This is a genomic window from Mycobacterium uberis (assembly GCF_003408705.1).
GTDB classification, from domain to species: domain Bacteria; phylum Actinomycetota; class Actinomycetes; order Mycobacteriales; family Mycobacteriaceae; genus Mycobacterium; species Mycobacterium uberis.
The window spans coordinates 61,937-75,603 of the sequence record NZ_QAYL01000016.1; the positions used below are offsets into that span (position 1 = coordinate 61,937).

Genomic DNA, 13,667 nt, shown 5'->3' on the forward strand with positions numbered 1-13,667 from the left:
CAGCCGCGCAAATTTCTCGGAGAGACAGAATGCGATTCCTACACACCGCCGACTGGCAGCTCGGCATTACGCGGCATTTTCTTTCTGGCGACGCCCAGCCACGGTACTCGGCGGCCCGCCGCGACGTGGTGGTTGGGCTAGGCGCGTTGGCTGCGGAGGTGGGCGCCGAGTTCGTCGTGGTGGCCGGTGATGTCTTCGAGCACAACCAGCTCGCGCCGCAGGTGATCAGCCAGTCCTTGGAGGCTATACGTGCCATCGGTATTCCGGTCTATTTGCTGCCGGGCAACCACGATCCGTTGGATGCATCGTCAGTGTACACCAGCGCGCTGTTCACCGCCGAGTGCCCGGACAACATCACTGTGCTTGACCGGGCGGGGGTCCATCAGATTCGGCCCGGACTCGAGATCATCGCCGCACCATGGCGGTCCAAGGCTCCGACTACGGATCTGGTGGCCGAGGTCTTAGAGGGTCTGGCGGCGAACACCGTCACGCGGGTGCTCGTTGCCCATGGCGGGGTTGACGTGCTGGACCCGGATCGCGACAAACCCTCGCTGATCCGACTCACCGGGATCGATGATGCGTTGGCCAGTGGCGCAGTGCACTATGTGGCTCTGGGTGATAAGCATTCGCTCACCCAGATCGGCAGCAGTGGCCGGGTGTGGTACTCCGGCTCCCCGGAAGTCACTAACTTTGACGACATTGAGCCTAACCCCGGCCATGTTTTGATCGTTGAGATCGATGAAAATGACCCACGGCGCCCTGTCACTGTGACGAGCCGGCATGTCGGACATTGGCGATTTTTAACTTTACACCGTCAGGTGGACACTGGCCAGGATATCGCGGACCTTGACATGAGCCTGGACCAGATTACGGACAAGGACCGCAGTGTGGTGCGACTCGCCCTGACCGGTTCGCTCACGGTCACTGACCACGTCGCGCTAGATGCTTGTCTGGACAGATACGCAAGGTTATTCGCATGGCTCGGTCTGTGGGAACGTCGCAGCGACCTAGCGATGATACCCACTGACGGCGAATTTACTGATCTGGGCATCAGCGGGTTTGCGGCCGCCGTCGTCGATGAACTGATCACCACCGCACGTGAAGGTGGTACGGAGTCCGCCGTCGACGCCCAGGCGGCGTTGGCTCTACTGTTGCGGCTCGCCGATAGGGGGACGGCATGAAGCTGCATCGGCTGGCGTTGACGAATTACCGTGGTACCGCACACCAGGAGGTTGAGTTTCCCGACCGCGGCGTGATTGTGGTGTGCGGTACCAACGAGATCGGCAAATCTTCGATGATTGAGGCATTAGACTTGCTTCTGGAATCCAGGGACCGGTCGACGAAAAAAGAAGTCAAGCAAGTCAAGCCGGCTAACGCTGACGTTGGCTCCGAGGTCTGCGCCGAGATCAGCAGCGGACCTTATCGCTTTGTCTACCGTAAGCGCTTTAACAAAAAGTGCGAGACAGCGCTGACGGTACTGACACCGCACCGCGAACAACTGACTGGTGACGAAGCCCACGAGCGGGTCCGGGCGATGTTGGCAGAGACGGTGGACAACGATCTGTGGCATGCCCAACGGGTGCTGCAGGCGGCGTCGATTGCCGCGGTAGATCTGTCCGGCTGTGATGCGCTGTCACGTGCACTCGATCTCGCAGCAGGCGATAACACTGAATTTTCCGGTACCGAGCCAGTGCTTATCGAGCGGATCGAAGCCGAGTATCGACGCTACTTCACGTCGACCGGACGTCCCACTGGGGAGTGGGCTGCTGCGATCTCTCGGCTATCCGATGCTGAGGCCGCGGTGGGGGAGTGCGCTGCGGCGGTCGCCGAAGTCGACGACCGGGTGCATCGTCATGCCATCCTGACTGAGCGAGCGGCCGAACTGTCGCAACGACAGCTCGCTGCTGGACCGCGGTTGGCCGTAGCTCAGGCCGCTGCCGACAAGATCGCAGTCCTCACCAGCCAAGCGCGTGAAGCCGAGCTGGTCGCAGCCGCCGCAGCCGCGACGAACGTTGCAGTCGCAGCCGCCCACACTGCGCGGCTGCGACTGCTCACCGAAATCGACGCTCGCGCCGCTATTCTTGCTGCCGCCCAGACCGAAGCCCAAGAGGCCGCCGCCTTAGTGTCGACGACGCGCGCTGACACCGAGGCGTCTGATGTTGCAGTGAAGGAGGCTACCGAGGTCCTGGCGGCTGCTCAACGACGCGTTGACATCGCCCGGCGCACCATAGACCAGCTTGCTGACTGCCAGGAGGTAGACCGGTTGAGCACCCGGCTGACCAAGATCGATGCTATCAAAGGTGAGCGTGACCACGTCTGTGCCGAGCTATCCGCGGTCACGTTGACCGAGCAGCTACTGCAGCGCATCGAAAAGGCCGCGACCGCTGTGGATCACACCGGTGACCAGCTTATGTTGATCTCGGCGGCAGTGGAATTCACCGCTGCCGTCGACATTGAACTCACCGTTGATCAGCAACAAGTGTCGTTGACGGCAGGACAAAGCTGGTCGACAACAGTCACTGATACCACCGAAGTCGAGGTTCCCAATGTCTTGAAGGCCCGTGTGATGCCCAGCGCTACCGCACTCTATGCTCGGTCCAAATACGCTGCAGCACAACAAGAACTTTCCTCAGCGCTGGCCGTTGGCAATGTTGTTGATCTTGCGGCGGCACGATGTGCCGACCAGCGGCGCCGTGAACTGCAAAGTAGTCGAGATCAGTTGAGTGCTGCTTTAGCCGGCCTGTGCGGTGATGATCAGATTGACCAATTGCGGGTACGGTTGGCGCAATTACGCAACGATCACCATTGTGAACCTGATCTCTGTGCGGAGGACACCGATTCCGCTCGTGCTGAACTCAAAGCGGCCGAGATAGCTCGCGCGGCCGCTGACGCTGAACGTGAAGTGCGTCGTCGTGCTGCAGCGGCTGCAAGTTGCCGGCTTGCCGAAATATCAGCTCGGGAAAGGATTTTGCTGGACAAAGTAGAAACTCAACGCACCGAACTTGATCAGGCTATCGACCAGCTAGCCCAGCAGCGAGCGTCAGTCAGCGATGAAGACCTGGCGTCAGCGGCAAAAGCTGGGCTACGGGCGGCGCAAACGGCGGAGCAACGGGCCGCCGAGCTGGCCGAGGAGTTGGCCGCCGCGGTACCCGACATGGTGACCGCCGAATTGGCGGCTGCCACCGAGGCGGCCGAGTCGTTGCGTGATCAGTACGACGATGTTTCCAGTGCGTTGCGCGAGATCAGCATCGAAATCTCAGTTTTCGGCACTGAGGGGCGCAAAGGCAAGCTCGACGTCGCCGAGACGGAGCGTGAACACGCGATCAGCCAGCACACGCAGGTCGGCCGTCGAGCGAGGGCCGCACAGCTGTTGCGTTCAGTAATAGTACGCCACCGCGACGCCACACGGCTGCGTTACGTTGAGCCTTACCGCACAGAATTGCAACGGCTTAGCAGACCGGTGTTCGGGCCCACTTTCGAGGTCGACATCGACAGTGACTTGCGTATCCGCAGCCGTACCTTGGACGGCATTACTGTGCCTTTCGAGTCCCTATCAGGTGGGGCCAAAGAGCAACTCGGAATCCTGGCGCGGCTTGCCGGCGCCGCTTTGGTCGCCAAGGACGATAGCGTTCCGGTAGTGATCGATGACGCGTTGGGATTCACCGATCCAGATCGGCTGGCCAAGATGGGGGAGGTATTTGACGCTGTGGGGGCGCACGGACAGGTGATCGTGCTGACATGTAGTCCTGACCGCTACGACGGCGTCACGGGCGCGCACCGTATCAATCTAAACGTTGAAAAGTTACGCACCAGTAAGACTTGACGTGCTGCCGCGCTGAAGTTCGGGGACGATCTCGGCAGAATAGGACCATGACGGGCTGATCTTCTTGAGGATGAATGCGAAGCGTTGAGTGTGAGAAAAGCTGACAGGACTGTCCGGTGTGCCGGCCGATCTCGCCGGGCAGAACCGAAGGGGTCGATCTGTACTATGTCAGTACCGGCCGCAAGTCTGCGCATCCGCTGTTCATCATCTCGGAAGGAGGGTCATTGCAGCGATACCAAGGGGCTGCGGTGCCGGACCGCCGCTGCCGGTCTCGATGTCAACATGATTGAACATCGCAGGGTAGGAATGTCGCGCCTTTGGGACTGACTTGCTGCCCCAAGTACTCTCCGTCGGTCATTTTGTCGACAACATGGCCGGGGCTTGGTGCTGGATGACGCCCACGTGGACTCAGCCGTCATCTACGGCACCTAATATCGCGGCGGGAATTGGTGTCCGTCACTCCGGCAGGGTGTCGGTTATGATTCGCGATTTACCGTTACTTTCATGGCATACCACCACGGTGGTACGCGACGCCATTCGGGAGGGGGTTCTTGCAGGACGATAGTCTAGAAACCACCGCATTGACGCCCAAGGCTCGTCAACTCGTCGATACAGGACTAATGACCACGTTGGCGGGCCAGATTGCCGTGATAATTTACGGCTTCGGCGGAACTTCGCTGCTTGATCGCCAATGCAGTCTATTGTTGGATGGTCAAATTACATTATGGCAGAGAATGTCTCGGCTCGTAGCGATAACGAACCGCATGGTGTCATACCGTTACGCAGTCGATCCGGTGAACCGCATCACATTCTGTGAATTTGACTATACCGCTGGACCGGATAGTCTTCCGCTAGAATCTGCTGCGGCCACACGCGAAATGTTCATCAATGCAACTACTTTCGAGGTAGAGCTTTACAACTTGGTGACTGAGTTGCCAAGATTTGGCTGACCAACGGTGGCGGTTTCCGGTGGCTACGATCTCATCATGCCACTTACGGTAGTCGTGCGCTTTGCTGCCGACGAATGCGGTGTTGTTGATGCTGTACGGGTTCCCGGTGCGTTCAGTCGTGCGGCTGCTGTAGAAGGGGATCGACGTAACTACCGCAGCTGAGGGTGGTCTGCCGGTGGTACCGCCGCTGCAACGCCGTCTCAGCTCTGTATGAATCCGATAGCGGTGTAGTTGAGGTCGCCGAGTCCGGTCGCACCAAAGTTGGCTAGTGTGCTGCGGACGGCGACGTCACCCGGAGATTGGGTGAGCGGCAAACTAAACCCTTCGGCCCAGATCAGCTTGTCAACTTCGTTGGCTAACACGCGCGCCTTAGCGGGATCTAGTTCGGCCAGCGTTCGCTCGATAGCGGTGTCTACGGCCGGGCTACCGATTTTGCCGAAGTTGCTCTCCCCGTAGGATTGGTAAATCTGGGTGAGCGCTGACAGTGGAAACGTGTCGCCGACCCAACTGAACTGCACGATATCGAAAGCACCCACGTTGACATAGTTGGTAAAGAAGCCATTGCCGGCTCTGGCTTGGAGTTCAAGTTTGACGCCTATTTGTGCGAGACTGTGCTGGGCGATCTGAGCAAACTCTCGACTGCCCTGCGTATCGTAGAACAGATCGCGGATGACCAGTTGACGACCATCCTTCTCCCGGAACTGACCATTGAGCTTCCAGCCCAGGACATCGAGTTCTTGTTTTGCCCGTTCTGGGTTGTAGGTGACAACGCTGCTGTTGTCCTGGTAGCCTGCCTGTCCGTCGACGTAGACGTGGTTGTTCAACGGCTCGGGGTTCTTGCTTAAGCCGTACTGGACTACCTTGGCGATGGTCCGCCGGTCGATGCCCTTGGACACCGCGAGGCGCAGTCCTTTGTCGGCGAGGATGGACCCTGAGGCTCCGTTGAACGTGAAGTGAGTCCAGCTGGGGGCAGGGGCGTGCCGGATCGAGATGCCGTTGGTGCGCGTTGCGATGGTCAACTGGTCTAACGTATTGACTCTGGTCGCATCGATTGTGTTGTTTTGCAACGCTGGTAGCCGTGCGGCGTCATCGAGAACCAAGTAGGTGATCCTATCCAGGCGGGGTGTTGTCCCCCACCATTTCGGATTACGGGTTAACACGATCCGCTGTGCGGTTCGATCCAGTGACGACACGATAAACGGACCTGCTGATGGGCCCGGCCCGTCGAGCTGGCCCTTGTTGAAAGCCTCAGGTGTAGCGGTCATCGTGGCGGGCAGCAGCATGCCGTTCCCGGCGAACATGCCGCGCCACTCAGCGTACGGCTGGGAGAAAGTCACAATGGCCTGCCGGTCGTTGACACCGGGGCGTACTGAAGCTACCCGCTCGCAGCCGCTGGTTCCGGCGATCTCGAATGCCTTGTCCTTACCGCTATTGGCTTGGATCTGGCGGTCGATGTCTCGCCAAGTGATTGGCGTACCGTTGGACCATACCGCCTTTGGATTGATAGTGTAAGTGATCGCTTGCGGGGAAGTGTTAGTGAGTTCGATGCTGGTGAAGTAGTTGGTGTCGACAGTCGTCGAACCGTCCTGACCGATGATAAATGCTCGCGGCATGGTGGCTTTCATCATCGAGGCGACCTCGGCGTTGTTGCCGTCGATGTGCAAAATATTAAAGTTTGGTGGGAAGTCGGTTAAAGCCAGCCGCAAGTTGCCTCCGTCTTTTAGCGTGGCTGGATTCTGCGGGTTGATATCGCTAGTTTTGCTGAGCACAGCGCTTCCTTCGACAGAGGGCACAAGGCGGATGTCTGCCGAGCATCCGGTCAGCGTCAGGCTGACCACCAGCAACGCCGCGATGACCCGACTAAGCATAATCATCCACTTCTGGCTGTGGTACCGCGTCCAGCAACCGCCGAGTGTAAGCGTGCTGCGGATTGCGGAGGACATCGTGACTGTCGCCTTGCTCGACAATGGTGCCAGCGAACATCACGGCGACTTGGTGCGCGAGATGTTTGACTACCGAAAGATCATGGGAAACAAAAAGATACGACAGTCCGAACCGGTCTTGGAGATCAAGCAACAGGTTGATGATGCCGGCTTGGATAGATACGTCGAGCGCGGACACTGGTTCATCAAGCGCCAGAATCTTGGGCCGTAATGTCAGCGCTCGAGCGATACCGATGCGTTGCTTCTGTCCACCGGAGAACTCAGCCGGATAACGAGCTTCGTCGGAGCGGTGCAATCCGACGATATCGAGCAGTTCGGCGACCCTTGTGTATGTATCGATCTTGTTGAAACCGTTGGCGTACAATGGTTCAGCGATCAATTCGAAGACAGGAAGTCGCGGATCCAGCGATGCTACTGGGTCTTGGAAAACGATTTGGATGTCGCGTCGCAGCGATCGCCTGCTTGCCTGGTTCAGGGTGGCCACATTGGTGCCGAGCACTTCGATCGATCCCGACTGTGGCGCAGCGAGTCTCAAGATCTCATGTAGGGTTGTTGACTTACCCGATCCGGATTCACCGACGATGCCTAAGGTGCGACCTTGTTGCAGCTCGAAACTGATACCATTGACCGCGCGGACTTCGCCGATAGTGCGGCGCAGTACCACACCTTTGGTTAGCCGGTATGTTTTAACCAGGTCCCGAACCCGCACCACGACCGAAGAGTTACTGGTTGCTGATCGGTGGGTTTCGATGTTGATGCCGTAAATATCAGCGGCACTACTCCCATCGACCTGATCGGTGCGGATACAGGCTGCCCGGTGATCAGCCCTGACTTCGACTAATTCTGGTTCACGCAAACGGCATTCGTCGACTACTAGCGGACAGCGGGGTGCGAATGGGCATCCTTGCAAGAGGCCGGCCAACGAAGGTGGTGAACCAGGTATCGGAATTAGCCGAGTGCCTTGCGCAACGTTCAACCGAGGTACCGAGCCCAACAGACCTACAGTGTAGGGCATCTGGCACTCCCGATAGAGATCGTTCACGCGGGCCGATTCGACGATCCTGCCGGCGTACATGATCAGCGCCCGGTCGGCGAACTCGGCGACCACACCGAGGTCATGAGTGATGATAAGTACACCGGCGCCAGTGACGTCGCGCGCTGTCTTAAGTACTTCCAGGATCTGCGCTTGCACGGTGACGTCTAGCGCGGTGGTGGGCTCGTCGCAGATCAACAGGTCGGGATTGTTGGCAATCGCGGTGGCGATGACCACCCGTTGCCTTTCGCCGCCGGACAGCTCGTGTGGAAAGGCGCGAGCGCGACGCCCTGGCTGTGCAATTCCAACCAACTCAAGCAGTTCCACGGCACGTCGGTGGGCAGCCTTCTTTCCCACCCGCGGCTGGTGCACCTCGATTGTCTCGGCGATCTGGTCACCAACGGTGTAGACTGGGGTAAGCGCAGACATCGGATCCTGAAACACGGTGCCGATTGCTTTGCCACGAAACCGTGACATTGCCTCATCGGCGAGTCCCACGAGTTCGGTGTCGTGTAACCGGACTGAGCCGTGCACTTTGGCATGTTCCGGTAGCAAGCTCACCACCGCCATCGCCGCCGCGGACTTACCCGAACCTGATTCACCGACCATGGCCACAACTTCTCCGGCATCGATGCGATAGCTAATGCCGCGCACTGCGGTCACCGGTTCGCCATTCGTTCCGAACGTAACGGCCAGGTCAGTTACTTCCAGCAGCGGCCTCATCGCAGCAGGGTCTCGCTGCCTGGGTCGAACGCATCGCGCAAACCATCGCTGGTTAGATTGGCACACAAAAGAATGACCACCAGCACGCCGGCTGGAAACAGGAACACCCAAGGGAAGGTGGTTGCGGACTGAGTGCCGCTGGCGATCAAAGTACCCAACGACACATCCGGTGGCTGAACGCCGAAGCCAAGAAAGCTTAATCCAGTTTCGGCTAGGATAGCGGAGCCCACGTTGAGTGTGGCGTCGATGATCAAAAGCGACGCTACGTTGGGTACCACATGGCCGACGATGATTTGGCGGCTGGATAAGCCCATATATTTTGCTGCCCGGATGAATTCGCGTTCACGCAAGCTCATGGTCATGCTACGTACCATGCGAGAACTGACCATCCAGCTAAAGCCGGCGAGCAGCAGAACGAGCAGTATTATGTTGGCAGAACTCTTGGTTCGTGGTGACACGATGGCGATGAGGACAAAGCTGGGCATCACCAGCAATAGGTCGACCACACACATCAGAATCCGATCCCGCCAGCGCCCGAAATAGCCCGTGATCGACCCGACGGTGGCGGCAATGCCGGTGGAGATAAACGCCACGCAGACACCGATCAACATCGACTTCTGCATTCCCCGTAGCGTCTGCGCCAACAAGTCTTGACCTAGCGCATTGGTGCCTAGCCAGTGCCGGGTGTTCGGTGGCTGCAGCAGCGCGTTAAAATCAAGGTCGTCGTAGGAATAAGGCAGTAGCGAGGGCAGTAAGTAACAGGTGGCGAACAGCAACGCCAGCAGTGCCAGAGCTGCCGACGCGGTTCGGTTGCGCGCAAATCGGTGCAGCACCAAGGTGCGGCGAGAAGTGAAACTTATTTCCTCCGAACTGGATAAACTTTTGGAGAGGTTCATGACACGCGGACCCGCGGGTCAAGTGCAGCATAGATGATGTCGGAGAGCAGGCCGGCTATTAAGACGACCGTGCCGAAGAACACCGTGATGGCCGCTACGATATTGGTGTCCTGAGTCGCGACCCCTTGCACCATCCATTCGCCCATGCCGTGCCAGCCGAAAATCTTCTCAATGAACAGGGCTCCGGTGACCAGGCCAGCGACCCCATAGGCGAACAGAGTAGTCATCGGGATCAGTGCCGTACGCAATCCGTGTTTCAGCAGCGCGCGCCGACGGGTGAGCCCTTTGGCGCGGGCTGTCCGAATGAAATCCTGGTTGAGAACGTCGAGCATTGTGTTGCGCTGATATCGACTGTATCCGGCAGCACCAACCAATGCCAGCGTCAGCGTGGGCAGGATTAAATGCCGCAGCCGGTCGATTAAGTGAGCCCACGTCCCACCGTCGACGCTCGGTGACGTTTCGCCAGTGTAGTCGAACAGCTGGATGCCAACGGCCCAGTTCACTCGCAGCGCGCTCAGGATCAACAGGTTGGCGATCACGAATGTCGGTGTGCTGAGTACCAGCAACGCCAGCAGGGTGACCGCGCGGTCGCTGAGTCGGTACTGACGGATAGCACCCCACACCCCAGCAGTCACACCTAGTACCGTGCCCGTTACGGAGCCAATAATCAACAATCGTAGGCTGACTCCAACACGGCGTCCCAGGGTGGCGCCTACCGGCTGCCCGGTTATGGTGGTGCCGAAATCGCCTCGTATGGCGTGTGATGCCCAGTTTGCGTAACGGATTGGTATGGGCTTGTCTAAGCCGAGCGCATGGGTCTTGGCGTCAATCATGGCTTGCGGCGGTCGGGGGCTGCGCTGCAGCAGGCTGTCCAATGGCGAGAACGCGGCCGAGGTGAGGCAGTAAGTTAGAAACGATGCCAGCGCCAGCAACACGACGTAGTTGAGCAACCGGCGTGCCAAAAAGCGAATCATGGCTGACTATCCCGCTTGTGTCGCATTGGGACAGGTTAGCGGGCTGACACGAATACGGTGGTGCCGCACAGCACGGCAGTGTGCCAGCCTGTGCCATATTTAATTCGGACTGGTTCTCATGCATGGAATCCGACTGGCAAATTGTTTAAAATCCACCACGGTATTGATCTATGCAGCAAACTGCATACCGCGATACTTGAGGAGATTTGCATGACGGTTACCGATGACTACCTGGCCAACAATGCTAAATATGCTAGCACCTTCGTGGGACCGCTTCCGATGCCGCCGAGCAAACATGTCGCAGTGGTCGCATGTATGGATGCCCGGCTCGACGTCTACCGATTGTTGGGTCTCAATGAAGGGGAGGCTCACGTCATCCGGAACGCCGGAGGGGTCGTCACCGACGACGTCATCCGCTCGCTGGCTATCAGCCAGCGGTTGCTCGGAACTCGGGAAGTTATCCTGATTCACCACACCGACTGTGGGATGCTTACCTTCACCGACGACGACTTTAAGCGTGCTATCCAGGAGGAGACTGGTGTGAAACCTCCGTGGGCGGCCGAAGCTTTTCTCGACGTCGAGGCAGACGTCCGCCAGTCGTTGCGGCGCATCAGAAACAGTTCATTCGTGACTAAACATGTGTCCTTGCGTGGGTTTGTCTTCGACGTCGCCAGCGGTAAGCTCAACGAGGTCCCGCTCTAGCTCGGAGACGATGAAGCCGGCTCAGTGTCAGTCGACCTTATTAGGTCAGCAGGGCATGGGGCGAGTAGTCGGCCGTCCGGATCGACGATCTTGGCCTCATAGTTGATTAACGGCCAGCACTTGGCCCACTCTGATCACGTCGGTGGCCCGGACAGGCGCTATAGAGTCCAGTGTCGTCGATAACCGTCAAACCGCGCAGCACGGGAGGTGCTTGCGGGCCGCACTATGCTGGCACCATAACAGTCAGATCGGCGAGGGTAGCAATGGCGCCGCCATGGACCATGCCCTAAACGGGGACGGGGACATGGTACGGCTCCCACGGCAGCCGCAACCAGACTTCGCACTTCGTCGTACAGAGAGGTCGGTCGGCGACGATTTCCAGCTTGGCCGACGAATGGCGACTGAGGTAGGAACTGCGCGATTATGTTGTGGCCACTGTGCGGTCCCGCAGGATCGAAGGGTCTGTCATTCGTCTATGCAGTCGCACCACTGGGTGTCGTCGAAAGGAGATGCTTTTGGCCTGCCGCCTGTCGTGACCAGTATCTGGTATTTAGGTCATGGATGGCCTTTCATTGACAGGGCTGGAAAAGGCTAACTTTACTGATGGCAGTGAAAATACACTATTAGGTTGTTTCTATCAGATTTCATGGGGAGTGCTAGAGAAGGCCGTGATCAGCGATGTAAAAGTCTGACCCTGCCGGTCGACCAATACGATATTGAGTCATCTGCGCTGGTTAGAGGCTGAAGTGATCTACATCATTTAGAAGGTGGCTGCCGAATTCGAGCGGCCGGTGCTGTTGTTCTCGGGTGGTAAAGATTCCATCGTCATGCCGCATCTGGCGCTCAAGGCATTTTGGCCTGAGAGACTGCTGTTCCCGGTAAGCATGTCGATATCGGCCACAATTTTCGATGAAGTTATCGCGACTCGCGATGAACTCGTCGCGGAGTCCGGGATGCGCCTGCCCATAGCGTTGGTGTCGGGTAATACTGGGTGTAGGATGTGTTGTTGAAGCGATCGCATCGAGAAATCTAATCCAGAGCAGCGCGTTATTGTGTGCCATCCGAGAAAACAAAATTTCGATGCGATATCCGGGAGTGTGCGTCGCAAAGGAGAAAAGGTACACTCCACAGACCGGGTGTACAGATTCTGCGACGGATTCGGCTAATGGGACCCCAAAGACCAGTGGCCGGAACTGTGAAGCCTGTATAACGGTCGGCATCACAAGGGCGAATATAATCCAGTTTTTCCGGTGTCCAATTGGGCCGATTTTGGCATTTGACCATATTTCGGAGTCAAGAAGGCCAAGCTGCCGTCGATCTATTTTGCGGACCGGTGCAAGGCGTTTAAACGTGATGGAATACTGCTCGCGACATTGGAGCCACGCGCCGAAGGGCCGGTGTTCGAGGCCACGGTACGTTTCCGCACTGTCAGCGACGTCACCTGCATCGGTTGTGTGGAGTCGACGGCCGCCACCGTTACGGAGGTCATCGTCGAGACCGCGGTGTCCCTACCTACCAAGGGTTGCGTGACCTGGACCGACGGCCAGATCTCGGCGGTCGGGAGGGAAGGGCGCAAACGGCAGGGTTATTTCTGATGACATCTTTGTTAAGACTCGCCATAGCTGGATCTGTCGATGACGGCAAATCCACTCCACACTGGTTCAGGCGCCTGCTCTACGATTTCAACGCCGTGACGGAAGACCAGTGAGCCTAGGTGGAGCAGATGTCCAGGAATCGCGGACATGAGTCTATTGACCTGGTACTGGTCACCGATGGGTTGCGGGCCGAGTGTGAGCAGAGGTGTCATGATCGATGTCCCCTGCCGTTGTTTAGCCACTCTCGAAAGAAAAATTCAGTATCAATGGTATCTTTGGTCACATCCAGTACATATGCAGCATGGTGGTCGGTGCGTCCATTGTCTAGCTGATGCTCGTGTTGGTCGACACGCGGGACGGCCTGCAGGGGCAGTGCTGTCAGCATACTTTCCTAGCATCGCTGCTGGGCGTTTACCACCTGATGCTTGCGGTGAATAAGATGAGCCTGGTCGACTGGGAAAAGAAATTCGAAGCGATTTGCGATTAATTTCATGCCTTCGCAGTATGCCTCCACGGACAGGATGTCACCTCCATTCCGGTTCCTGCGCCGCACGGCGACAACGTGGTGACCGAATCCGACCTGACACTGTGGTACTATAGGTCGAGTGGTCCGGTGGGCGAGGCGCTTCTACTGATGGCTGTCTCGGTCCGTCCGCCCTTCGTCGAAGTTAAAACTCGCTAGTGTTGTGTTGTTGGTTGGTGGTGTTGAAGCGAGGTTTTGGTCTGTTCTTATCTGGGGAGAGTCTAGCCAGTGTGACCATGGTGATGTCGTGATGCAAGACCGTCGCCCCTTACGGTACATGCGCTAGCCTTCACCTCATTTTGATGAAGACCAGCGCAACCCCCCGCCAGACAGTGTGCTGCGAGTCGCTACCCCAACCCCCGCACAGATACATCCCAGACACCTAGTCCCGGCCAGTATCCCAATCTACATTTACATGTAGATTCCAACAGGCCCACAATCTCCTCAGCCGCGTACCGCAACAACCACAAACCCACCGCCAAGCACGACACACCAGCCATAGCGG

11 protein-coding genes and 2 pseudogenes are annotated in these 13,667 nt (G+C 57.9%); 8 read left to right on the forward strand and 5 right to left on the reverse strand.

The genetic code is table 11. The annotated features are described in order from the left end of the window. The first annotated feature begins 29 nt into the window (after positions 1-29). The 4 genes from MUBE_RS10540 to MUBE_RS15940 all read left to right on the forward strand — a co-directional run bounded on the left by MUBE_RS10540 (position 30) and on the right by MUBE_RS15940 (position 4,935). Complete coding sequence (locus MUBE_RS10540) at positions 30-1,181, forward strand: metallophosphoesterase family protein (RefSeq protein ID WP_116540486.1); 1,152 nt, start codon at positions 30-32, stop codon at positions 1,179-1,181. Further along, positions 1,178-3,823 carry an AAA family ATPase gene (locus MUBE_RS10545; protein WP_116540487.1) on the forward strand — a complete coding sequence of 882 codons (2,646 nt, stop codon included), beginning with the start codon at positions 1,178-1,180 and terminating at the stop codon, positions 3,821-3,823. The genes MUBE_RS10540 and MUBE_RS10545 overlap by 4 nt, the downstream gene beginning before the upstream one ends. A gap of 581 nt (positions 3,824-4,404) precedes the next feature. After that, complete coding sequence (locus tag MUBE_RS15935) at positions 4,405-4,773, forward strand: hypothetical protein (protein WP_165849814.1); 369 nt, start codon at positions 4,405-4,407, stop codon at positions 4,771-4,773. 6 nt (positions 4,774-4,779) lie between these two features. Then, positions 4,780-4,935: a hypothetical protein gene (locus tag MUBE_RS15940; protein WP_165849815.1), complete on the forward strand. Its 156-nt coding sequence runs from the start codon at positions 4,780-4,782 to the stop codon at positions 4,933-4,935. Between the two features lie 38 nt (positions 4,936-4,973). Here the strand turns inward: MUBE_RS15940 and MUBE_RS10555 are convergent, their stop codons facing one another. The 4 genes from MUBE_RS10555 to MUBE_RS10570 are packed head-to-tail and all read right to left on the reverse strand — an operon-like array spanning position 4,974 to position 10,342. Next, complete coding sequence (locus MUBE_RS10555; protein WP_116540489.1) at positions 4,974-6,647, reverse strand: ABC transporter family substrate-binding protein; 1,674 nt, start codon at positions 6,645-6,647, stop codon at positions 4,974-4,976. Further along, positions 6,634-8,472: a dipeptide ABC transporter ATP-binding protein gene (locus MUBE_RS10560; protein ID WP_116540490.1), complete on the reverse strand. Its 1,839-nt coding sequence runs from the start codon at positions 8,470-8,472 to the stop codon at positions 6,634-6,636. The genes MUBE_RS10555 and MUBE_RS10560 overlap by 14 nt, the downstream gene beginning before the upstream one ends. Further along, a complete protein-coding gene (locus MUBE_RS10565; protein WP_116540491.1) occupies positions 8,469-9,368 on the reverse strand; it encodes an ABC transporter permease in 900 nt (299 codons plus the stop codon). The genes MUBE_RS10560 and MUBE_RS10565 overlap by 4 nt, the downstream gene beginning before the upstream one ends. Then, positions 9,365-10,342 (reverse strand): ABC transporter permease, encoded by a 978-nt coding sequence (locus tag MUBE_RS10570; RefSeq protein ID WP_116540492.1) that lies wholly within the window; start codon positions 10,340-10,342, stop codon positions 9,365-9,367. Before MUBE_RS10570 ends, MUBE_RS10565 begins: the two co-directional genes overlap by 4 nt. Positions 10,343-10,552: 210 nt before the next feature. Between MUBE_RS10570 and MUBE_RS10575 the strand changes: the two genes are divergently transcribed. Further along, positions 10,553-11,044, forward strand: a complete 492-nt coding sequence (locus MUBE_RS10575) for a beta-class carbonic anhydrase (RefSeq protein WP_116540493.1) — start codon at positions 10,553-10,555, stop codon at positions 11,042-11,044. Here MUBE_RS10575 and MUBE_RS18130 read toward each other — a convergent pair. Continuing rightward, positions 11,041-11,469: pseudogene (locus MUBE_RS18130) on the reverse strand (PaaI family thioesterase). The gene MUBE_RS10575 and the pseudogene MUBE_RS18130 overlap by 4 nt on opposite strands. A gap of 342 nt (positions 11,470-11,811) precedes the next feature. Between MUBE_RS18130 and MUBE_RS20400 the strand changes: the two are divergent. The 3 genes and pseudogenes from MUBE_RS20400 to MUBE_RS18135 form a co-directional block, all read left to right on the forward strand. Further along, the gene (locus tag MUBE_RS20400) at positions 11,812-12,054 is read left to right on the forward strand and encodes a phosphoadenosine phosphosulfate reductase domain-containing protein (protein ID WP_424399079.1); all 243 of its coding nucleotides are present in this window, start codon (positions 11,812-11,814) and stop codon (positions 12,052-12,054) included. A 387-nt stretch (positions 12,055-12,441) separates the two neighbouring features. Further along, positions 12,442-12,639: an adenine nucleotide alpha hydrolase family protein gene (locus MUBE_RS20405; RefSeq protein WP_424399080.1), complete on the forward strand. Its 198-nt coding sequence runs from the start codon at positions 12,442-12,444 to the stop codon at positions 12,637-12,639. Beyond that, positions 12,639-13,234, forward strand: a pseudogene (locus tag MUBE_RS18135) (GTP-binding protein); the annotation flags it as partial. The gene MUBE_RS20405 and the pseudogene MUBE_RS18135, both read left to right, overlap by 1 nt. Positions 13,235-13,667: the final 433 nt, after the last annotated feature.

Bases quoted from the DNA above. Each gene is read 5' to 3' on its own strand.
- MUBE_RS10540 (WP_116540486.1), top strand. From the start codon at position 30: ATGCGATTCCTACACACCGCCGACTGGCAGCTCGGCATTACGCGGCAT.
- MUBE_RS10570 (WP_116540492.1), bottom strand. From the start codon at position 10,342: ATGATTCGCTTTTTGGCACGCCGGTTGCTCAACTACGTCGTGTTGCTG.
- MUBE_RS10560 (WP_116540490.1), bottom strand. From the start codon at position 8,472: ATGAGGCCGCTGCTGGAAGTAACTGACCTGGCCGTTACGTTCGGAACG.
- MUBE_RS10555 (WP_116540489.1), bottom strand. From the start codon at position 6,647: ATGATTATGCTTAGTCGGGTCATCGCGGCGTTGCTGGTGGTCAGCCTG.
- MUBE_RS10575 (WP_116540493.1), top strand. From the start codon at position 10,553: ATGACGGTTACCGATGACTACCTGGCCAACAATGCTAAATATGCTAGC.
- MUBE_RS10545 (WP_116540487.1), top strand. From the start codon at position 1,178: ATGAAGCTGCATCGGCTGGCGTTGACGAATTACCGTGGTACCGCACAC.
- MUBE_RS10565 (WP_116540491.1), bottom strand. From the start codon at position 9,368: ATGAACCTCTCCAAAAGTTTATCCAGTTCGGAGGAAATAAGTTTCACT.